We start from the raw sequence: 21,074 nt of genomic DNA, 5'->3' as shown, positions 1-21,074 counted from the left end.
ATAAAAAGCAAGGAATGACAGGGATGTCTGACAATAATTCAAAACCAGTGCCCGCAAACTGTGGCCCTGCGTGTGAAGGTGAATCGCTGATTGTTGAGGTGATTGGTAAGGAGCACCCGGAGGGGCATGCGTTCCGAATCTTTGATGAAAGCAACAATGAGCAGCAAGAGTGGCTGGAGAAACAGGTTGCAGTAGAAATTCTGGATGATTCAGTTCTTCATGTATGGCCATGGAAAGGGCAGCCACGCCGAAACATTTGGATAGAAATCGAAGCTGAAGGTGCCCCGATCAGAGTGCCGTTTCTTGAAAGTGCAGGCAGCATTGATCGCGAACTTGAACGGCAGCATCATGTCATTCTGCCTATTGTTCCCGCCACCCTGATATCTGGCGTTGAGTTGCAGGGAGATAATCCGGTACATCATGTGCTTGCGAGAGCGGGATTCCTTTACCTGTTCCATGAAGGCAAGTTGTGGCGGGAGCTTGAGATACGGATCGATGAAAGCGGTGTTACCAGCTACTCGGATGTCGCGCTTTATGACTATCGCCAGACTAGTGGAACACTGAAAGCAGGCTATAGAGAGGTCACCGGAACCGGGCTTGAAGAAATCTGGCTTCCCGCAAGAGTTAATGGAGGCTGGCTGAGTTTGCAAGCCGCTTACAGCGAGTCTCAGTGGCCAGGAGAGCGAATAAACCACCTTGAGCGGTCAGTTAGAGACAGAGGTGGCCGCTGCAACACTGTAAGCATGAGATTTAATGCCGATGGCAAAGAAGGTACCAGCAATTCAAAAATCTCCAGTGAGGCTACTTCGGCATTTTTAGCCCTGCATATGGAATCCCAAAGGCCGCGAAAGCCGGCTTTGGAGTGGCAGTTTGATCGCCCCGAGAAATATTTGCTGGATCTGAACGCGAACTATGCGGATATAGCGAGGAAGGAGGCGTTGTCGTTGCACCAGCGCCATGAAGATCCGGATCCGGAGGATCCCATTGCTGAAGATGAGCGGGCTGAGATGACAGCGCTATCTAACTGTCTGCACAATACGCTTCAAGAGCTCATTCGCTCCGACGAGCCTGAGCCATTTTCATGGGCAGAAGTTGAGCCCTGTGTTGCTGACTGCACTGAGCAAGCCAAAGCCCGTGGTATCGGTGTGATAAGGCTGGATGATCCAATATACCAACTTCGTTACAATCAGCGGCGCCGACAGGTTGCAGCTTGGTTCATGAATGCTGCAGTGCGGAGGGCAAAGGTACGGCCTTACTTCGACTCGGCGCTATTGGTTCACTCGGTTCTTGAGCCTGAAACAGTAGCATCTAAACCGAATTCCCTTCATAAACACATGGCGGAAGTATCGGGTCACGGAAGAAAAGAGCTGGAACGATCTCTTGCGCTGTCTGAACGCACCTTGGCCCGACGTTATCTGGAAGAGATCCACACCGACTTGCTGGCACGGTTGTCTGATGAACGAACCCACCATGTGCTAACGGACTTGTTCACGCATTATAGTTATGACTATGCAGGCGCGTTCAACTTTGTCACCACTCTGGTGATGAATCTGGTTACCGAGCCTGCCGAATGTGATGCCCTCAGCATAGGCGTTGAAGGTGCAGGGGATGGTCAGGGTAAGCAGTGGCTTGAGGGTTTGTGTGCCGGCCGGCACAGCAGGGTACTGCGTTTGCTGCTATTTCCACGGTACAGCGCGGAAGACCTGAAGAAGCCATACAAGCCCCCAACCGAACCGCAGACTAACCGAGGAAATGGGCGATTCCGGGATGCAGAGCTTGCGGCCATGGCGGAAACGGATCTTCTGGAAATCGATGACCTTAAAACCATCGATGGGCTGGAAATTAGTATTGAAGCGGCTGCGGGTTCTTACGCCACGCTGTTGACCGCTAATCTTAGGATGGGCAGTCAGGTATTGATGAGCGTCCACGGCAATATGTGGGCAGCAATCCACCATGCCAGCCACGGGATTCAGGCAAGAAACAGAGAGCTTGCCGATGTTAACAAAGAGCTGGAAAACCTGCGGTTGCGAAAAGCCGAGCTTGAAAACCAGCGTTGGGCGACTGAGCGGAGAATTACTAACCTCAAGGGGCAGAAGGTTGAGCTTGAGGATATTCGCAACAAGCTGAGCCAGATGGAAACACGTTACCAGGAGTTAGCGCTTCAGAAGCAAGCCCTTGCGGAAACTGCCATCCTCGGACGGATGAAGCTGTACTCAAACTCTCTTGAGCAACTGCGCCGATCGCTACCACGTTTGCTCGGACAAATGGAGCTTATGCGCTTCTCCAAGGCTCTTCAGAAGGATTACTTCGTATTTGAAATCAGCAAGCATCGGCTGGGATCCTTTGGTGATAAAGAGGCTATTGCTCTGTTCGGGGATTTTATTCAGCAGGAAGGCAGCAAGGAAGTGCTTGCGTCTACTAACAAAAGGAGAAGTCAGGCCGCGGCTATTGCCTCTGAAGTAGCAGAGGATGCCTATGTGTTGGTAATACCGAAAACCGAAGCGATCGCCAAAATGATTGCGGAGATCTCTGCTGCCGAGTCCCGATTCCTGAACTCTGTCCACAAATTGTCTGAGATTGAGAACCTTGCTGATAACTTTCCAGACACGCCTACAGCGGCTGCTGCAATAGCGACTCGAAACCTGAACGCCGCCAGAGAGGAAATGGAAAGAGCGAAGAAGGAGCTGAAGGCTTTTGAGCAGGACGCGGCGAACCAAAAGGATCTGACTCGCCAAAAAGAGCAATACGTAGGTGACTTGAAAGCGGCCAATGATGCAGCAAACCAGATTGGTCAAGCTGAAATTGACAGCAAAAACAGCAGTCGGCTGTACCGCGTGTTGAACAAGCCGGTATTCCCACTGTTTGTGGGGTTGATGGAGCTTCATAACGCTTCGAGTGTTTGGGCCGCATATAATTATCAATCACGAGTAAAGGGCAGCAGGTCCGGCAATATCAAAATGTTCAGTGCCGGAGCCGATCTCTTGGCTGCAGCTACGGCAATCAGTGAACGATGGATGTTGGGCCCATCAAAAGTTCTGTCTTTAAAATTGTCAGGCAAGCCTGGGCAAGCATTTACGCGCCGTTTGGGAACCCCTTTAACTATAAGAAGCGGGCTGGGTGCGGCAGCTGGCTTTTTGATGGCGCTGGATGCAGGATTCGATTCTTACTACGAATATCGCATGGGTAACAACGCGGCGGCAGTCGGCTATGGCTTGATTGCTGGCAGTGGCGTAGCCTTCGGTTTCGCCAGTTTGGTGGGTAAACCGGGCTTGCTGTTGGTGCTCGGGCCGAAAGGCTGGCTGGTGGCTGGTGTGGTTCTGGCAGTGGCAGGTCTGGCTACTGTGTTCGCATTCAGTGACGAACCGCTGGATGTTTGGATGAGGCACGGGCCTTTCGGTTCAATGGCTGAAAAGCCATTTTTGAAAGAGCCGGATATAGCCTACCACCGTTTGATCAGCTTATTGATGGGCGTGTCTGTCCGGATGGAATATAACCCACTACGCCAGCAGGCGCGAGAGGGCGGGTTCGAAGGCGAAACTGCTGAGAGGGTAGCCGCCCTTTCGAATGCCAGTGAACGTCTGGTAATTGACAGTGCCATCCCGGGATTATTTAGTTCGGGGATGTTTGCCAAAGTAACCGTTGAGCTGCAGCTGTTTGAAACGATCGCTGTTACAAGAGGTCGGGGCCAGGCTTGGGTGAACAAGATCTCTGGCGAGGGTATTAAGAAGCATCGCCTGTTGACTGAGCAGTCGGAAACCGGTGCGCACATCTACCTGAAAGCTCCAGCCAATGAGCGACGGCAGCTAGATAGTTGGCCTTGGGAGCGCGATGTGTGGGAAACCAAAACCTACCGGTGGCGTGCCAAAGTGCAGATTCAGGCAAGGAAAGCAGCAGATGGTTTGTTGATGGTTTTCCCGGCTCCACCTCCGGAAGATCCTTTGACGTTCGACCAAGACAACGAGCTGCATAGCAAACCGAATTTCAAGCAAATACGCCAGCCGTACTGGTATACCCAAAGAGTTCAGGAAAATGTTGAATAGCCATTCCGACGGTGCCAACACCAACGCGCACTATGGGCCCTTTGCCTACCGTCCCTATTCCATTCCTCCACAGAAAAATCAGACGGAGGAGTTGAACCGCACCGGCCTGGATCGGTCTGCCAGTTTGCGTCTGCCGTGGGGTAATACTCGGGATGTTATGCCACCCTGCTTTATGTCCGATGATCCTCCCAAGAAACTGCGTAAGCTGGAGAAGAAGGAAGACCTGGCCGACAAGCACGGCCTTTACGTTGAGAACAGTCACGAATGTTTTCGGCATGCGCCTTTGGCGCTCCAAGCCCGTTTTTTCGATACGATATATGTTGCAGGAAAAGTATGGGCTTACATCGTGTCCCCTATCGTTTTGGTTGTTTTGATCTTGGTTTCACCTTTATTTGGTGCGAGAGGGCAAGCTTGGACGGAATTCCTGCAAAGTTTAATCCCGATGGAAGTCGTTTTTTTGTTGGGCGGTTGGGCTTTAATGCTTTTCTCCGATTTAATCTTCCGCCTCTTCCCCAAATGGCTCCATCAAAACGGCCGGGGCCCCGAGTGGGAGTTCAACCGGCGTACCGGAATGATCAAGGTCTGGCAATATTCCCGGAAGCTCCCCTTCCTGCCCAGAAAACCCCCAGTTGTCATCGAAAAACCTTTCTATGAGTTCGACGCCTGGTGCTGTGCGCGGGTAGACCGGTTTGGCACCTTGTTTGATCTGGTGCTGTCTCATCGCTACAGCAAGCTGGACGTAACGGTCGGTGACATTCTGGGTGCCCACGGCAGTGCCACCATGTGCTACGCCTACTGGGACTTTATCCAGAACTACATGGACGTGACCCGCCCTTTGCCAGAGATGCCCATGCTGGAGAAGTACCGCCCGCTGGATCCGGTCACTGCGGAACATGACCAGCAGACTGGCCGTCCTCCTCGCTACTGGCGGGATATGGACGACCAGACCTTCAAGAAAAAAGTGGACCGGATGTTTACAGATGTCACCATCATTAACACGGCGCAGCGGCCGAACTTGATGGAAGAGAAATTGAGTTACGCCTCGTGAGCTTTCCGAACATCCGGATGTGCGATGAAAACCAGTGGATCTGCAATGAGCGGGCGCAAGGCAGCGCCCGTTGGTTCTGAATAGGAACTACGCCGTCCCAGCGGGACAGCCTGAGTGTTGCGCTGTCGCGGCGCGAACATGATGACAAAGAAGATCCTTGACGGGCAAGGGTCGCCAAAACCAAAAGAACAGGCAGTTAGAATCATGGAAGATTCATTTGTACCAGCAGAGAGCGCCTTCACCGACCTTATCGCTAGTGAAAACCACATAGGCCTGATAAGGGACTGGCGAGAAGTTATCTTTCACACGCTATTTGCAAAAAAACGACACGATCTGGAATTACCTGTCTTGCTTCCTATCGAAGACGGACGATGCTTCATCGGTAGTCCAGACCCGGTAGCGGCCCGGGCAGCTATCAAAGACTTCAGTTTCGACGAAGAGCTGGACATTTTTGTCAAACCGGTTCCCTTGGGAGAGCTCGCAAGGAATGCGTTTCTTTTAGGTGCGTGGCTCTGCTGGACCGGATCCAAAGTAATCATGAACACGTCGCTGATGCATTTAATCGGAATGAAGGCTATTAAACAGGAGCCTTCAGGCCAGGAGCGTTTGTATCAGGCGAACATCCATGAACTTCAAAACCCGGGCGGGCTCGTCGAGATAATCAAGGCGCAAAGCTGGGTCATCAGCACCGTGTCTGGGGATTCGGCTACCGAAGTGGCGCGAGAAGATCTTATCTTCGATGATCGGGGGCTTGTGGTGTTTGGGCCTGGCCTTGGCCCAAAAGGTGGTGCTAAAAATCGTAGCGAGTTGTCCGCTGAAGAGCAGGCACTGTTTGATTGGTGGGCCGAACCTCCATACGACTATGCCGCTTTGAAAGAGGGGAGTGAAGGCGAGAATGAAGCGGATGAAAATGCTAAAAGCGCAGACACTTACGTCCCGGCTCCTGCCATCGTTGACGAAGAGCATCTTCGTTCTTTCTATGATCTTGAACGTGCTGTTCATAATCAAATCATGCCGGATGCCACCAAGCTGCAATTGGAAGTTATTGAAGACCAGGTGATTCCTGAAGTAGAAGAGCAGGATAGCGATGAACTTTTGAGAGTGGATGGGCGGCGGTTCCGTATCTTGTTTGCCGACCATCCCGAGTGGAGCTTGCCCTTGGGCGGGGATGGGCTCGCCATGACGGATTACACCGGGGAGGTTTGGCTGCCCCAGGAGCCTGGTGTCCATGAAGTGCCGGAACACTTGAAGTCGCGACTTATAAGGGCGATTGCCTGGGTGCTGTTCTGGCAAGGGCGAGACCCGGGAAAGCCTGCGCATCTGGTGTTAGGCCAGTTCGAGGGCGTAAAGCCGTTTTGTCCTGATAACATGAATCGCCTCTTCGTTCCGGATGCGACCGACGGACGTTTTCCTGCCCTGGCTTGCATGCCGTGTGGTGCACAGCAGGTTCCCGTGCTTGTTCACAGTGAAGTACCTGAGGGTTACGTTTGTGAAGTTCTAGAAGAGTGCCGGGTTCCCGCTTCGGATCTTCCCCGCGGATTAGTCGGGCGGGATTCTCTGTTGGTTAATGGCTCGGTGCCCTTTGTTTCCATGTGTGCGTTTCTGATGGTACCTGTTGCCGCAATCGAGTTTCCCAAAGATTGGTATGCCGGCATCCGGACGTCCAACACTCAGCTAATCTCGGACTTTGAATACTATCTTGCGAAACAGGGCCTGAGTGATCAGGCCAAGCTGGATGTGCAAGGTAGCAAAGACCCCAACGGCATTGCTGGGGTCTTCTGGGCATGCGCTGGGTTCATGGCTTTTATATTTTTGCTCATGGTCCTCTATGGAATATGAGTCGGGGCACAAGCGGGAGTCTGATCCGGTCTGACCCAAGGGGTCGAGCTTTTCATAAACGATGGAATAGCATAATCATGGAAGAAAAATCAGTTGCCTGTATTGAAGAGTTCGGCAGGCTTGTTGTCGCCAGAGAATACGTTTCACTGGTGCGTGAGTGGCAAGCTCACACTTTTTATGCCGTGTTTGTAAACAATGGCTGTGAGGGAGAGCTACCTGCCTTGGTGGAGGTGCACGATCATTTGGCCTTCCTCGCTGGCACAGATCCTGAAGCGGTTGAAGCAGAGTTGGCGGACTACCGGCTTTCGGCGGGTGACGGGAATATTTCCATAAAGCCGGTTGCTCTCAAAGAACTTGCAAGAAATGCTGCGGTGCTGGGCGCGTGGGTTGTCTGGGCTGGTTCAGATGGTGGCGTGGTGGTTGACTCCATTTTGCATATTCTCGGTTTAGCCGGTATCGCGAAAAATGAGTCTGGCACCGAACGCTTGTATCGGGCAAAGCTCCTTGAACTGCCGGCGAATGATGAAATGGGCACTGGGCCTGTCATGGCTCAGCGTTGGACTATCACGACGATCGAGGGCGATCAGGAGGTTGGTGATGCTGAGAGTTGGTTGGTTTACGACGACGATGATGGTGTGATTCTGCTTAATCCTGACGGTAGTCTGCGTAACGGTCCAAAGGCCCGAAGTACTATCACTTCTGCCGAACAGGCTTTGTTCGATGAGTGGCGTCAACCGCTCTACACGTTCCCCGTACCTGAGCAGACTGAAACATCTGACGTCGTTAACACCCAAACGGATATACCTGGCCATCCTGCTCAGGCGGCAGTTGCAACGTCCGATGTCAGCATTAAAGCAGACCGAAGCTTTGTACGAATGACTGCACTGACCTCCGTTTTGATCATCGCAGTGCTTGGTGTCGTGGTGAGCTTGCAGTGAGCGGTTGCGACGGTGGTCACTCAGATTCGGTCAGATAGCTACGGGCGAACACCTGTAAATCCTCCGAAACTCGCTGGCGAATCGTCGCCCGATCTTGCGGGTCAAGGTCGTACTTGCGGGCCAGCAACTCGAAGTCTTCATCTTTCAGGGTAATGGTCAAACGCGGCCTTGCCCGGGTTTTCTGATAGGGCAGTTCCAGAACTTTGCGCACCATGTCGGAGGTGCTCATGTTCTGTATTGCTGCAGAGACCCGAAATGCTCGCTGAATGTCTTTGGAGAGGTCGAAGGCCATTTGTACGGCCTGAACGGCCTGTTCCTCTTTAGACCAATCCGGTTTATTTGCCATGGGGGTAACCTGAAGAATTACGCCCCCGGAGTTCGGGGGCGCGGGGCTTACTGTGCAGGGCTGTCTTTGAGACGAGCCAGCACGTTGTCGATTGCATCTTGTTCGCCGTCAATACCGGCGGCTTTCAGTTTTTCGTCCAGGTCCGCGCCTGTGAGTTCTTTTTCCAGGGTGGCACTGGCGGTCTGGCGGTCTTCTTCCCGGGCCTGGCGCTCGCGAATGCGTTCAAGGGTTTCCTTGGCAGTGTTCAGCGAGGACTTCTGGCTGTTGATGTTTGTATCAATCTGGGCAGTGGTGCGAAGCACGCGCTCATTGGTTTTTACCACTTGCAGTTCCCGGCGGTAATCGGCCAGTTGCTTCTCTGCCCGCTGAACGCGCTCTTTCAGGCCGGCAATCCGCTGCTGCAGCAATTCGCGGGTTTGGGTCAGCTCTACTGCACGGCGTTCGTGGCCAACAATGCGCTCAGCCACTTCTCTGGCCAGGTCTTCCTGGCCGGCGGCAATGGCCTTGCGGGCATCCTGTTCGCGTTTGCTTGCGTTGTCCTGCTCAGAGCGAATTTGCCGGGCCAAAGAGGCAGATTCAGCCATCAGGGCAGCCAGTTCCTGTTTTGCCTGCTTCAGTTCCTGCTCGGAGTCCCGCAGTTCCTGTTCCAGGATGCGGTTGCCCTGGCCGTCGACTACGGCTTCGCCCAGTTCGTTAACACCACCGCGCATGGCGGTCAGAAGTTTGTTCAGTATGGATCTCATGTCTCAGCCCTCAGTTAAGCCAGGTAGTCTTCAAATGTCTGTAACAGGTCGATGGCATTCTCTGCCAACGTCACCAGTTCCTGCATGATTTCGGCTGCGCCGGAGGTGGGGCTGAGAGCGCCATATACCACGTAGTGATCACCGGTTTTGCCCAGTGAGCTCAGGGGCATGGGTACACTGAGTCGCAGCATGTTTTCATGCAACTCATTCAGGTGCACCGGGTTCAGTTCCTGCTCATCAAAAAGATACGCAAGACACAGAATTTGAGAGTCGGTCACGGTAAGGTACACCGGCGTTTCTTCTGCACCGGAAACCGTTACCTGAAGCACCGGTTCGTCCCCGGCTATGGGCATAACATCGAAGCGTCGGCCGGCATGGGTAGAATCACCCAGGGCCAGGGTGAGGGTTTGAATATCCACGAATAGCTCCTTCCTGTGGCGGTGAATCGGTTCGGCCGATCCGGACGAACCTTGTCCTGTCGCTTGACATTTTATGTCAATGATTAGAGTCTATACTTCGCAATTAAACATTTGCAAGAAATAGTTTGTTTGCGTTATAACGGCGCTCTGGTTTGACACAAACTGTCAATTATTGGATTTACCAGAAAGGATAATCTGGTCGCGTATGGAAACGTTCTTCGCTGTAGCCTTCTCCTTTCCAACGGTGGTTTTCTCCGTTCTGTTGTGTGTAGCCATTATTTACTGGCTGATATCCCTGCTTGGTATGGGCGATATCGACGCAGATGGCGACATTGACGTCGGTGGCGATTTCAGTGGTCTGATGGTTACTCTCGGGCTGCAAGGTGTTCCCTTGCCTTTGGTGCTCACGCTGTTGTTCCTGTTTGGCTGGCTGGCCAGCTACTTTGTTGATCTTGTTTTTGGCACTCTTATTCCGACTGGCTTGTTGCACTGGCTATACGGGGCAGCTGTTATTTTTTCGGCGCTAGTCGCCTCGGTGCTAGTAACGTCGATCGTGGTACGCCCACTTCGCCCACTGTTTCGCCGTGCATTTTTGCAACCCCTTCAAAAGCGGATTGTTGGCACCCCTTGTGTGGTGATTTCTTCACGGGTTACCGAAACCTCTGGTCGCGGCGAAACGGTTCTTGATGGTGCCCATCTTGTCCTTCAAATACGCAGCCAATTGCCGCTTTCCCGTCGGGAGAGGGCGATCATTATTGAACATATTCCGGATAAAAATGCCTGGTGGGTTGTTCCGGAATCCGAATTCCATTCCGGTGGCTCCACCGGATAACCCCGCACTCACTTATTTAAAACCAGCTCAGGAGAATGACTAAATGGACTTATCGTGGATGATGCCGGTACTGACGACCATCGGCGTTGTGGTGTTGCTGATATTGGGCGTGCTGACCCTGTTCAAGGCGTTCTATCGCAAGGTAGATCAGGGCCAGGCCCTGATCGTGAACGACCTGTCGCCTACACCCAAGGTGTACTTCACCGGCGCCATGGTGCTGCCGGTCATTCATCGCGCCGAGACCATGAAAATCTCGGTCATTACCCTGGAGCTGAACCGCACCGGTAAAGAAGGGCTGATCTGTAAAGACAACCTGCGTGCCGATATTACGGTTGCTTTCTATCTGCGGGTAAACGAAACCTCAGAAGATGTGTTGCGGGTAGCCAAGTCTGTGGGTGTTGGCCGTGCTTCCGACCGCAATGCGGTAAACGAGTTGTTCAATGCCAAGTTCAGTGAAGCGTTGAAGACGGTTGGTAAGAAGCTGGAGTTCATGCAGCTGTTTGAAGAGCGTCAACACTTCCGCGATTCCATCATTGAAACCATTGGCGAAGATCTTAACGGCTACATCCTTGAAGACGTGGCCATCGATTACCTGGAACAAACGCCAAAAACCTCTCTGGATCCCAACAACATTCTGGATTCCGAAGGTATTAAGCGGATTACTGAAATCACTGCATTCCACAATGTGGAGACAAACCGTTTAGAGCGCGACCAAGAGCTGGAAATTCAGCGTAAAAACGTTTCTGCTCGCGAGGCCTCGCTGGAACTGGAGCGCAGTCAAGCAGATGCAGAAGCGCGCCAACGCCGTGAGATCGAAACCCTGCAAGCTCGCGAAACCTCCGAGACCGAGCAGGTGCGCGAACAAGAACGCGCCCGTGCCGAAGCTGCTCGCATTAAGACAGACGAAGAGCTGGCCATTGCAGAAGAGAACAAACAGCGCCAGATAGAGATGGCGATGAAAGCCCGCGAGCGAGCGGTTCAGATTGAAGAAGTGCGTATTCGCCAGGCCCGGGAGCTGGAAGACGTAAACCGTGAACGAGCGGTTGAAATCGAGCGTATTGGCATGGAAAAGGCGCTTGAAGGCGAGCGCAAAGAAATTGCAGATATCACCAGCCAGCGCATTGCGGTAGAGCGCAACGTGGCTGAAGAGGAAGAGAACATCAAGGATGTTCGCAACCGTTCGCAAGCTGAGCGCCTGAAGGTCACGAAAGTGGTCGCGGCTGAGGCCGACGCCGATGAGCTCAAGCTCAAGGACGTGAAGGCGGCCGAAGCGGCGTTTGAACGCTCCAAGCTGGAGGCCGAACAGATTCGTGTTACTGCCCAAGCCGAGATGGATGCCGCAGAGAAAGAAGCCATTGCCGATGAAAAGCGGGCTCGTGGTCGTCAGGCGTTGTCTGCCTCTGACGGGCTGGCGGAAGCCCAGGTTAAGGAAGCTCAGGCTTCGGCTATTAGGGCTGATGGTATCGCCCGTGCCGACGTTAAATCGGCCACTGCCAAAGCAGATGAAGAAGCCGGCATGGCAGAGATTCGGGTTCTTGAGCAGCGCCTTGAAACTGAAGCTATGGGTGAAGAAAAACTGGGTCTGGCGAAAGCGGATGCCCGTAAGGCCATGGTTCTGGCTGAGGCTGATGGTGAGGCCAGGATGGGTCACGCCAAGGCGGATGCCCGCAAGGCTCTGGTGTTGGCAGAGGCAGAAGGAGAAGAACGCATGGGTCATGCCAAGGCAGGTGCCCGCGAAGCAATGGCCAAGGCAGAAGCGTCTGGCCTGGTAGAGAAACTCAAAGCCTATAACAACATGTCTGAAGAAGCCCGCCACTTCGAAGAATTCCGCATGAACCTGGAAGTTCATGAGAAGGAAGTGTTGGCGAGGATTGAGGCCCAGCAGACAGGCATTCTGGAAAATGGCCGGGTAATGGCTGCCGCTCTGAAGGACGCCAAGTTTGAAATGATCGGCGGCGACGGCGGTATCTTCGACAAGTTCGCCCAAGGACTTGGTTATGGCAAGAGCGTACAGGGCGTGCTGGATAATGCACCGTCACTGCAGGCGGCATTGGCAGGTATCGCCGGGCGTATTGGAGCGGACAAGCCCAGTAAAGCCTCTGAAACTGCATAAAACCCAGGGCACCACCTGCGTCTGACTTGGCGTAGGTGGTGCCTATCTCGTTCAGGTTTTCCCCCTTTTTGTTCAGGATGATTTGGTATGTCGACGGATCGCACCGGCCTCGAGAGCATTGTTCAGGAAGGTTCTGCCTTCGAAACCATTCAGCGTCGCCTGAAAGAGCAGGGCGGCCAGCTTCGCGAGCAGGTGTCGGGGCTGAATCAGGCCCGGGAAGATATTTTCGGAAGCGCCGGCATGAACGTGCTGGGGCGCGCCCGGGTCAGAACCGAAAATAATGCCATAGCCCGGGATGTAGTGCGCCTTGGTGACAAACTACTGTTCGGTTTTAACCTGCAACTGGGGTTACGCAAAACCCTGGAGCTTGAGGATGTCTTCTGTCTGTACCATCTGAATGATGGTGACGGTGGCTTCGAAATGACCGAGGCCGCGATTGAGGGCACTTTCCTGAAAGATGGCCGCTTTGCCACCGACTTCCGGGAGCTGCAGCAGTATTACAACACCGCCACTCTGTCTCAGCTGACGATCCTTAAAGGCATGCTGCTGATGGTGTTTCGCATCGGCGACAAACTCGGTGACTTGCGGGTATTTCGCTGGGAGCTGAAACCGAATGGTGAGGTTAACCGCTACATAGACAACCGGGGCGAGCGGGATCTTAGCTTCCCTGACAGGTTCAGCTTTCCCTGGAAAACCGTTGGTCGTGACTGCCAGGTGCAGGGGCGGTCTCCGCATCTGAACATCGCCGACACCCTGTTCGTGGATAACCTCCGGGGCGAGATTACCTTCAAGGTGGAGAACAACACGGCAACCGGCGAGGGCATTTATGCAGATCCGGTAGAGTCTGACTCCCAATCCCTGGACGACGCTACCTTTGAGTACGCCGATCTGGGTGAAATTCTTCTGGTACGAATTCTTCCCTTCAACGAAAAGCACTGGCGCTACTACCTGTTCAATCGCACCCAGCGAAAAGTTGAACGGGTAGACAGCATGGCCGGCTCTGTGGTGTCGCTTCCGGATAACCACGGCCTTATTTTTCCGTCTGGGTATTACCTCACGACAGGGGAGCTGAAAACCTTCCAGATTCCGGAAGGGGATTTTCGCCTCAAGCGTTCATTGCGAGCGCCTAACGGTGAGGATGTCCTCTACGTATTTTTCGAGCAGCTCACCGGGCAGGTGATTCTGTTCCGCTATAATCTGATCCGTAAGCAGGCCGATGTACCGCTGATTGGCCATGGCTTTGCGCTCTTTGAAAATGGCCACTTGGTGGTTTTCAGTGCCGACAACGAGCCGACTCTGGTCCACCCGCTGCAGGTTTGGGAAACGCCGTTTACCTCCGAGAACTTCCACGCGCAGGCCAGCGTTGCCAACGACTCGGAACTGGCGCGCATCGGCAACCCGGATCTGGTGCGGGGCATCGCCGAGCTGAACACAGTCATTACTTTAGTGGAAGCCAAGGGCGCCAGTGAGCGTCATTTCACCTCTTTGATTCGCACTGTAGACCGCGTTCTCGACCAATTTTACTGGCTGACTGCTAGGCAGGATGAAGCCTTGTTTGCGGGCCTGCATGAGCAGCTCTCCATCATTCGCAACACTGCGGAACTGGTGCTGGATGAGTACGAGAAAGTCCAGAACATCCGGGCACAGACGGAAGTTGCAATCAGTGAAGTGGCAGATGTTCAGGGTGCCTTGATGCGGGATCTGAAACCGGACAGCTGGAAGGCGCCGGATCAGTTCGTGGGGTTCCTGGCCAGGCTTCGGGAACACCGGGGCCGGGTGCGAACGCTCAAGGATCGCCGCTACGCAGACGAAGCACGAATAGACGGTCTTGAGCAGGAGTTGGCGGATGCAGAGCAACGGCTGACTGAACGCACCTTCCGTTTTCTGGCCTCTCCCGAAGCGCTGGAGGGCTACCGCAATACCCTGGCAGAACTGCAAGCAGAGCTGGCCAGTGCAGAAAGCCGGGATGCTCTGAAAAAGATTGTGGAGCGCTACCGGGAGCTGACCACTGGCCTGGATATGATTCAGGGCATGCTGGCCTCTATGGCGGGTGATGACGCCGCGCTGGAAACCGCCATAACCGACAATATTTCAGGCATCTATGCCAGCATCAACCAACAACGCTCGGAAGCGGAAATCCGCCTGAAAGAGCAGGGCAGTGCCGAAGCCCGCGCCCAGTTTGCGGCTCGCATCCGGTTATTTGAACAAAGCCTGGCCAACGGTGTCAGCGCGCTTTCCGATGTACGGGAATGCGATGGTTTGATGACCCGCATGCTCGATCAGTTGCAGGAACTGGAAAGCCAGTTTGGCGAGTACGATGAGTTCCTCGCCGCCGTTCTGGAACAGCGTGAAAATGCCCATGAAAGCATTGAAGCCCGGCGCCAGCAGTTGCAGGATCAACGGCAGCGCCGGGTAACTACACTCACGGACGCCGCTGAGCGCATACTGAAAAACGTCAATCGCCGTACCGAACGCTTTACCACAGTGGAAGAGCTGCATGCCTTTTTTGCGTCCGATGCCATGGTGGCGCGCCTGCGCAGCATGGCAAAGGAGTTGCGGGAGCTGGGCGCGGCCATGGAAGCCGATGATTGCCTGGGGCAGTTGAAAGCCGCCCAGGACACGGCCCTGAGAAGTGTGCGGGATAAAGCCGATATCTTTGAGGATGGCGGCGCCGTTATCCGGCTTGGTAAGCACAAGTTCAGCGTCAACCAGCAGGAGCTGGATCTCACCCTGATCCCGCGGGATGACCATGTGCTGTTGCACCTGACCGGTACCCAGTATTACGAGCGGCTGGACGAACCGGAACTCGATCGCCTTCGGGGCTACTGGAACATGAGCCAGCCGTCGGAATCTGCCAAGGTTTACCGGGGAGAGTACCTTGCAGCTCTGGTAATTGAAGAGTTTCGGACATCACAGGATTTACCGGTTAACGTCGCCGATATTGAGGAACTTACCGGCTATGTCCGCACATTTGCATCGCCCCGTTACCGCGAAGGCTATGAAAAGGGCATCCACGATCACGATGCCGCGCTGATTGTCAGCACCCTTTGGCCCGCCATTCAAAATGCCGGTTTGCTGCGCTTCAGCCCTAATGCAAGGGCGCTGGCGATGCTGTTCTGGGCGCAGCTGGGTCAGCAGCAGGTTCACGCTCAACAGTTACGCTCCCGTTGTTTGTCTGCCGGCATACTCAGCCGCATGATGCAGTCCAGTGAATTGCTGCAGGCTTTGGAACAGGAAGTTGGGCCAAATCTGTCAGAGTTTGTTGAGGCTAATGATCTCACCTTGACTGAAAAAGGCAGTGCCGAACGCACATTGTTGAATTCAGCCGCTGAGTATCTGGTTTTGCAACTGGCAGAAGAGTCGGAAATCTTCGAGATCACCCGCTATGCCGGTGAACTGGCTGAAGGCTTTACCGAAGCCCTGAAGCGGGATAACCAGTTTGCCCAGTACCAGAACGCCCTGAATGTGGTTGCTGACCAGCCGGCTGCACGCTGGAGCATCACCCGCCACTGGCTGAAAGCCTGGATGGGCAAAGCAGACCGGCAACATCTGTTGCACTACTTGCCGGAAGTGGTGGCGGTCCTGAATGCCGGGGAGGTTATCACCACGGCGGTACGTAGTGTGGAACTGGCGTTTGAGGTTGATGGGCTGCTGGGCCAGCATGCCAATATCAACGAACGTTCCCTGAGCCTGCAACTGGATGAATACGAGGAACGCCTGCGGTATCACCGGCAGGAGATCATTCCCGGCTGGCAGCAGCTGCAAGATGTTCGCCATAGCGTGCTGGAAAAATGGCGCGACCAATTGCGTCTGGACGAATACCGGCCCCGGCCGCTCTCTTCATTTGTCCGCAACAAGCTGATCAGCGAAAGCTACCTGCCCATCATTGGCGACAACCTGGCCAAGCAGATGGGCACCGCAGGTGAAGACAGGCGTACCGACCAGTCCGGCCTGTTAATGATGATCTCGCCGCCGGGTTACGGCAAAACCACCTTGATGGAATACGTGGCCAACCGGCTGGGCCTGATCTTCATGAAGATCAACTGCCCCAGTCTGGGCCATGATGTCACCTCGCTGGATCCGGAGAAGGCACCGCACTCCACAGCGAAGGCAGAGCTGATCAAGCTCAACCTGGCTCTGGAAATGGGTAATAACGTGATGCTGTATCTGGATGATATCCAGCATACGCACCCGGAGTTCCTGCAGAAGTTCATTTCCCTGTGTGACGGCACCCGGCGCATTGAAGGCGTATGGCGTGGTCGCACCAGCACCTACGACATGCGGGGCAAGCGCTTCTGCGTAGTCATGGCCGGTAACCCCTACACGGAAAGCGGCGAAGTGTTCAAAGTGCCCGACATGCTGGCGAACCGGGCGGATATCTACAACTTGGGTGATGTGCTATCGGGTATGGAACACGCCTTCGAGTTGTCCTATATCGAGAACAGCCTCAGTGCCAACCGGGTACTGTCACCCTTGGCCACCCGAGGCATGGCGGACTTCTACCGGTTTGCGGATCTGGCGGAAGGCAAGGCTGTGGCAGATTCAGACTTCGAGCACGATTACAGCGCCGCCGAACGGGATGAAATCGTCTCCCTGCTGCAGAAAATGATGCGCGTGCGGGAAACCGTGTTACGGGTGAACCAGGCATACATTGCTTCCAGCGCCCAAGCGGAGGCCTATCGCACAGAGCCCGCGTTCAAGTTGCAGGGCAGTTACCGGAACATGAACAAGCTGGCGGAAAAGCTGTCGCCGGTGATGAGCGATAAAGAGTTGGAAGCCCTGATTGACGATCACTACCAGGGTGAATCCCAACTGCTGACACAGGGCGCAGAAGAAAACCTGCTTAAGCTCAAGCAAATGCGCTGCACCATGACCGAAGCAGAAACCGCCCGCTGGCAGGCCATCTGCGAAGAATATCGCCGTCGCCAGCAGGCGGGTGGTGATGAGGAAGCCGGTGTGAAGGTGGTGCGCCAACTTGGCCTCATAGTGGAACAAATGCAGCAGGTGGGGCAGCAGTTGGCGGCGGGCATGGCTAGCCAGAAAGATTCAGGGCCGGATCTGGAAAAGGCTTTTGGCGAGCTGTCGCGCTCCCTTGAAACGGGTTTCACTGCCGGCTTGCAAACTGTGCAGCTGAATCCGGCGGTAACGGTAAACCTGGATAGCCCGCCTCAGGTAGGCGAAGCCCTCACAGCCTTCGCCCGAATCTTTGAGGAATCCATTGTTCCACTCGTAAAACTCATGGACGGCAAGCTGGGCCTGGATCTGAAAACCCAACGGGAAATGGGTAGAGTTTTGAGGGTGATTGGTGAGCTGCAAGAATCCGTAATGGGGCGAGAGTCTGGGAAGTGAGTGTTGATACTTGGGATTTATATGGGGCCCTACAGGCTAGGGCCCCGGAATCTCAACAAGCGATCAACAACGAAAATCGTACCAACCGCAAGAGCTGACTTTATAACGCCCCCAAGCAAGAACGGCAGAACACCTTTCAGGAATGCTTTTTCTGGCCCAATGGTAAATGCCAGCCATGCCCCACCAAACCCAAGGCAAACGGTATGGCCCAATAGCATTGCCAAGAAGGCCAGAGCAATATTCTTGGTGTTCCAGCCGCGCTCGAAAAGCAAGCCAACCAGGGCAACGGCCAGAGGAAAGGCAAACAGGTAGCCTGCAGTTGGCCCTGCAAAATAATCCAATCCGCTGGAGCCCCCGGCAAGAACCGGAAGCCCCAGAGCTCCGAGGCTCAGCCACAGGATTGTTGAGGCGGTACCAAGTTTCCAGCCGAGGAACCCTGTAGCAGTGAGGAGTACATAGGTTTGCGCGGTGATAGGTACCGGCACCATGGGTATCTCGATGTAGGATGCTACAGATAAGCACAGAGCTGTGACTACGATGGCAACCAGTTTCCAGCTTACTGACCGGCCGTTTGGATCGAGAGGGCTGAAACTTTGGCTTGGTACAGGTGTCATCATTTTCCCTTGTTTGGAATGTTGTTTCTCAATGAGTCATGCATCTCACCGACGCACCATAGCCTCTGGTTGATTCAGCATGGCAAGCAGCGGGTTTTTCCTTAATACATAGTCTTTCAGCAGATACCCAAGCAGCACTCCAAGGCCAAACCCGCCCAAGTGTGCGACCCAGGCCACGCCGCCTTGCCCGGAGATCATGCCTGCAATATTAATCAGGCTCCAGATCAGGAAGTACCAATGGGGTGCCAGCTTCTTCTGATAAATGACGAACATGAAGGTAAGGCTGGCGTGGCGGAACCACATGAGATAAAGGCCGAACAGGGCAGCAATAGCGCCACTTGCACCGACCAGCAGCAATGGGCCCTGGCTGGTGTTGAATAACAGAAGTTCTGCCAGCGCCGCCATCATGCCTGCAAACAGGTAGAGGGCGAGGAATGCACCATGGCCCAATGCGTCTTCAAGATTGTCGCCAATAATCCACAGGAAATACATATTGCCAACCAGATGCATTAGCCCGCCGTGAACAAACTGGTAGGTGAACAGTTGCAACAAAAAGTGTGGGAGGCTTTGGGTATCCGAGTTCAGAGCCAGGTTGGTAAAGATCCATTCATTGACCTCTGGAGACAGCAGGCCTGCTCCAAAAATCAGGCTGCACAGAACAACCAGTGTGCGGGTGATCCAGGGGGTGCGCTGCGGTGTTACGTTGTACTCCGCAGGCATGGCGGTCAGGAACTGGAACAGCCAGGACTTCCATGAAACTTTCTGGTTCAAATCCGTTAGCGCCTGCTTCAGTTTGGGGGAGTGCATTACCTGATCGATTTCATGCTTGTCCAGCCAAACGCCGTCGCAGGCGGGGCAGCAATCGATCTCGGTGGTGTAGTGCACCAGCAGTTGATAGTGGGTCATGGAGACGCTGCAGCGTATGCACAGGCGTTCACTGGTACGGAGTGCTGGGCCCAGGTGAAGCTCGTGGTCGTATTGGTCTATGCAATCGTGTTCTTCGGCAATGGCTTGGTTTAGTGAGCCATCTTCAAACCACAACCCTTGGCACTGTTGGCACCTTAGTATGTTCGGGTTGCTGGTGGGCTTTAGGGTTCCAGTGGTGCAGGAAGGGCAGCACTTAGTGTGTTTTTTGAGCATGAAGTCCTTTTCCTGATTTGATCACTTACACAGAAGTGTTTGTTGGTGTTAAGTAATACTGGTTTGACGCCGATTGCTCTGAAACTCCCGCTCCTCATACCAGTCAACGCCTTTCAGCGCACCCGTTATCGCTTTAACTCCAATAAAGGGGAGAAGGTTGCCGGGCGGCACTGGAATGGCCTTCCTGTTCACAATCCAGAATCGGCTTAGCTCGCTATCCACACCAGACACAAGGTCTGCAATGAGTCGGCCATTAAGCTGTGTAAGCGATACGCCGTGTCCGATACAGCCAGTTGAATAGATAATATTATGATCCCCAATAAATCCTATTTCAGGAACCATGTCGAAATTGGCCGACACCGCACCGCCCCACTTGTAATAGATTTTTTTATTTTTAAGCGATGGGAACAGCCAGCGAAAGTGCGCTTCCAAATCTTGCCAGACGCCTGGATCCTGCCATTTATCCATGGCATCTCCATATTCAAAGCCAATACTTCCGCCGCCCATCGTTATGCGACCACATTTGGTGATTCGTAAATAATGAACCAGTTGTCGATTGTCTTCGATCGACATGCGGTCGCGCCAGCCCAATGTTTCCCATTCATCTTTTGTTAAGGGCTCAGAGACAATCTGGTAAGTCCAAACTGCCCGCTGCCGGCTTCGCAGCTTGCGGGGGCCTGGCAATGTGTGAGTCCATGCATTGGTTGCCAGAACCAGTTTTTTGGTGTGAACTGTCGCATCGGGCGTTTTGACCACTATGCCTTCAGGTGTTCTGCGAATGTCGGTTACTGCAGAGTTTTCGTAAATGCATGCGCCAGCTTTTTCGGCCAGGTGTTTTAATGCCCGCACATGCTTGCAGGGGTCCAGAATTCCGGTTTGCGGTTCATAAATTGCGGCGCGAATATGTGGAGCATGCAGCTTTTCTCTCACTTGTTCTTGCTGATAGAAAAAGTAGCTACCTTCTTTTGTAAGGTCACACAGCAGGCGATAGGTTTTTTTGAGGCGCTTTTCCTGGCGCTCGGTATAGGCAACTCGCCACATTCCCGTGTGTTCGTAGTCTGAATCCAATCCTTCGCTTACTATCAGTTCGTGAACATAGGCCACAGCTTTCTGCATGTACTCTTGTGCTTCCCGGGCTTTTTGCTTGCCCCACCGAAGTACGGTTGTTTCAGGTTCCATCCCGAATAACGCCATGTTAAAGCCACCATTTCGACCAGATGCGCCAAAACCAATTTCATTAGCCTCCAGCACCATAACGTTCAGCTTTGGGTGGTTGAGCTTCACCTCCCTGGCGGTGGTTAAACCGGTGTAGCCTGCACCAACAATGAGTAAGTCAGCGGTGTGGATGCCTTCTGATAAGGGGGTGTTGGGCCGATATGTCCCGTATTTATGCTGCCAAAAGGAATAATTCCGGGCCATATCTTCTGATGCGCCAGTAGGCATTTTGATTCCACCTGTTTTCGTGCAGTAAACGCACACATTTTTATGTTAAGCGGGAAGGCACCTGTATACGGCTATTTTGTCTATCACTACCTGATATTGTTAGCGCCTGTAAACCTCTAATCGCGAAAGCGGGTCGATTCGGTAATGCGATAAGGTTTCTCCATGGGTAAACTGTCAGCTCTGCATTTCTGCTGAGGCTTTCGGTAGAAC

13 protein-coding genes are annotated in these 21,074 nt (G+C 53.7%); 7 read left to right on the top strand and 6 right to left on the bottom strand.

All coding sequences use genetic code 11. The features are described 5' to 3' along the window. Positions 1-23 precede the first annotated feature (23 nt). From CDH47_RS10895 to CDH47_RS10880, 4 genes are all read left to right on the top strand, one after another. On the top strand, positions 24-4,040 hold the full coding sequence (locus CDH47_RS10895; protein WP_100639926.1) for a hypothetical protein: 4,017 nt from the start codon (positions 24-26) through the stop codon (positions 4,038-4,040). Beyond that, positions 4,030-5,088 carry a hypothetical protein gene (locus CDH47_RS10890; protein ID WP_100639925.1) on the top strand — a complete coding sequence of 353 codons (1,059 nt, stop codon included), beginning with the start codon at positions 4,030-4,032 and terminating at the stop codon, positions 5,086-5,088. The genes CDH47_RS10895 and CDH47_RS10890 overlap by 11 nt, the downstream gene beginning before the upstream one ends. 204 nt (positions 5,089-5,292) lie before the next feature. Next, entirely contained in the window at positions 5,293-6,927 is a 1,635-nt protein-coding gene (locus CDH47_RS10885; RefSeq protein WP_100639924.1) for a hypothetical protein, read from the top strand. Between the two features lie 77 nt (positions 6,928-7,004). Continuing rightward, positions 7,005-7,865, top strand: coding sequence for a hypothetical protein (locus CDH47_RS10880; RefSeq protein ID WP_100639923.1), 861 nt, complete (start codon positions 7,005-7,007; stop codon positions 7,863-7,865). Between the two features lie 16 nt (positions 7,866-7,881). Here the strand turns inward: CDH47_RS10880 and CDH47_RS10875 are convergent, their stop codons facing one another. Genes CDH47_RS10875 through CDH47_RS10865 form a run of 3 tightly spaced genes read right to left on the bottom strand, consistent with a single transcriptional unit; the run spans position 7,882 to position 9,373 of the window. Then, positions 7,882-8,211, bottom strand: a complete 330-nt coding sequence (locus tag CDH47_RS10875) for a hypothetical protein (RefSeq protein ID WP_100639922.1) — start codon at positions 8,209-8,211, stop codon at positions 7,882-7,884. Between the two features lie 47 nt (positions 8,212-8,258). Next, entirely contained in the window at positions 8,259-8,954 is a 696-nt protein-coding gene (locus CDH47_RS10870; RefSeq protein WP_100639921.1) for a PspA/IM30 family protein, read from the bottom strand. 14 nt (positions 8,955-8,968) lie between these two features. Further along, on the bottom strand, positions 8,969-9,373 hold the full coding sequence (locus CDH47_RS10865) for a YjfI family protein (RefSeq protein ID WP_100639920.1): 405 nt from the start codon (positions 9,371-9,373) through the stop codon (positions 8,969-8,971). Between the two features lie 205 nt (positions 9,374-9,578). On the opposite strand from CDH47_RS10865, the gene CDH47_RS10860 reads away from it, so the two are divergent. The 3 genes from CDH47_RS10860 (at position 9,579) to CDH47_RS10850 (ending at position 17,667) form a co-directional block, all read left to right on the top strand. Then, positions 9,579-10,205, top strand: coding sequence for a hypothetical protein (locus tag CDH47_RS10860; RefSeq protein WP_100639919.1), 627 nt, complete (start codon positions 9,579-9,581; stop codon positions 10,203-10,205). Between the two features lie 43 nt (positions 10,206-10,248). Next, positions 10,249-12,318 carry a flotillin family protein gene (locus CDH47_RS10855; RefSeq protein WP_100639918.1) on the top strand — a complete coding sequence of 690 codons (2,070 nt, stop codon included), beginning with the start codon at positions 10,249-10,251 and terminating at the stop codon, positions 12,316-12,318. Positions 12,319-12,405: 87 nt separating this feature from the next. Continuing rightward, positions 12,406-17,667, top strand: coding sequence for a DNA repair ATPase (locus CDH47_RS10850; RefSeq protein WP_100639917.1), 5,262 nt, complete (start codon positions 12,406-12,408; stop codon positions 17,665-17,667). Positions 17,668-17,696: 29 nt separating this feature from the next. Here the strand turns inward: CDH47_RS10850 and CDH47_RS10845 are convergent, their stop codons facing one another. The 3 genes from CDH47_RS10845 to CDH47_RS10835 are packed head-to-tail and all read right to left on the bottom strand — an operon-like array spanning position 17,697 to position 20,864. Beyond that, positions 17,697-18,281 (bottom strand): biotin transporter BioY, encoded by a 585-nt coding sequence (locus tag CDH47_RS10845; RefSeq protein ID WP_205077574.1) that lies wholly within the window; start codon positions 18,279-18,281, stop codon positions 17,697-17,699. Between the two features lie 45 nt (positions 18,282-18,326). Next, positions 18,327-19,421 carry a rhomboid family intramembrane serine protease gene (locus tag CDH47_RS10840; protein ID WP_100639915.1) on the bottom strand — a complete coding sequence of 365 codons (1,095 nt, stop codon included), beginning with the start codon at positions 19,419-19,421 and terminating at the stop codon, positions 18,327-18,329. Positions 19,422-19,469: 48 nt separating this feature from the next. After that, positions 19,470-20,864, bottom strand: a complete 1,395-nt coding sequence (locus CDH47_RS10835; RefSeq protein WP_205077572.1) for an NAD(P)/FAD-dependent oxidoreductase — start codon at positions 20,862-20,864, stop codon at positions 19,470-19,472. Between the last annotated feature and the right edge of the window lie 210 nt (positions 20,865-21,074).

It is taken from the genome of Marinobacter salexigens (genome assembly GCF_002806945.1).
In the GTDB taxonomy this organism is placed as follows: domain Bacteria; phylum Pseudomonadota; class Gammaproteobacteria; order Pseudomonadales; family Oleiphilaceae; genus Marinobacter; species Marinobacter salexigens.
Note: the sequence above shows the minus strand (reverse complement) of the source record. Positions and strands in the feature narration are given on the sequence as shown.

Excerpts from the sequence above, each read along its gene's own strand:
- CDH47_RS10895 (WP_100639926.1), top strand. The coding sequence starts at position 24 with ATGTCTGACAATAATTCAAAACCAGTGCCCGCAAACTGTGGCCCTGCG.
- CDH47_RS10890 (WP_100639925.1), top strand. The coding sequence starts at position 4,030 with ATGTTGAATAGCCATTCCGACGGTGCCAACACCAACGCGCACTATGGG.
- CDH47_RS10885 (WP_100639924.1), top strand. The coding sequence starts at position 5,293 with ATGGAAGATTCATTTGTACCAGCAGAGAGCGCCTTCACCGACCTTATC.
- CDH47_RS10880 (WP_100639923.1), top strand. The coding sequence starts at position 7,005 with ATGGAAGAAAAATCAGTTGCCTGTATTGAAGAGTTCGGCAGGCTTGTT.
- CDH47_RS10875 (WP_100639922.1), bottom strand. The coding sequence starts at position 8,211 with ATGGCAAATAAACCGGATTGGTCTAAAGAGGAACAGGCCGTTCAGGCC.
- CDH47_RS10870 (WP_100639921.1), bottom strand. The coding sequence starts at position 8,954 with ATGAGATCCATACTGAACAAACTTCTGACCGCCATGCGCGGTGGTGTT.
- CDH47_RS10860 (WP_100639919.1), top strand. The coding sequence starts at position 9,579 with ATGGAAACGTTCTTCGCTGTAGCCTTCTCCTTTCCAACGGTGGTTTTC.
- CDH47_RS10855 (WP_100639918.1), top strand. The coding sequence starts at position 10,249 with ATGGACTTATCGTGGATGATGCCGGTACTGACGACCATCGGCGTTGTG.
- CDH47_RS10850 (WP_100639917.1), top strand. The coding sequence starts at position 12,406 with ATGTCGACGGATCGCACCGGCCTCGAGAGCATTGTTCAGGAAGGTTCT.
- CDH47_RS10845 (WP_205077574.1), bottom strand. The coding sequence starts at position 18,281 with ATGACACCTGTACCAAGCCAAAGTTTCAGCCCTCTCGATCCAAACGGC.
- CDH47_RS10840 (WP_100639915.1), bottom strand. The coding sequence starts at position 19,421 with ATGCTCAAAAAACACACTAAGTGCTGCCCTTCCTGCACCACTGGAACC.
- CDH47_RS10835 (WP_205077572.1), bottom strand. The coding sequence starts at position 20,864 with ATGCCTACTGGCGCATCAGAAGATATGGCCCGGAATTATTCCTTTTGG.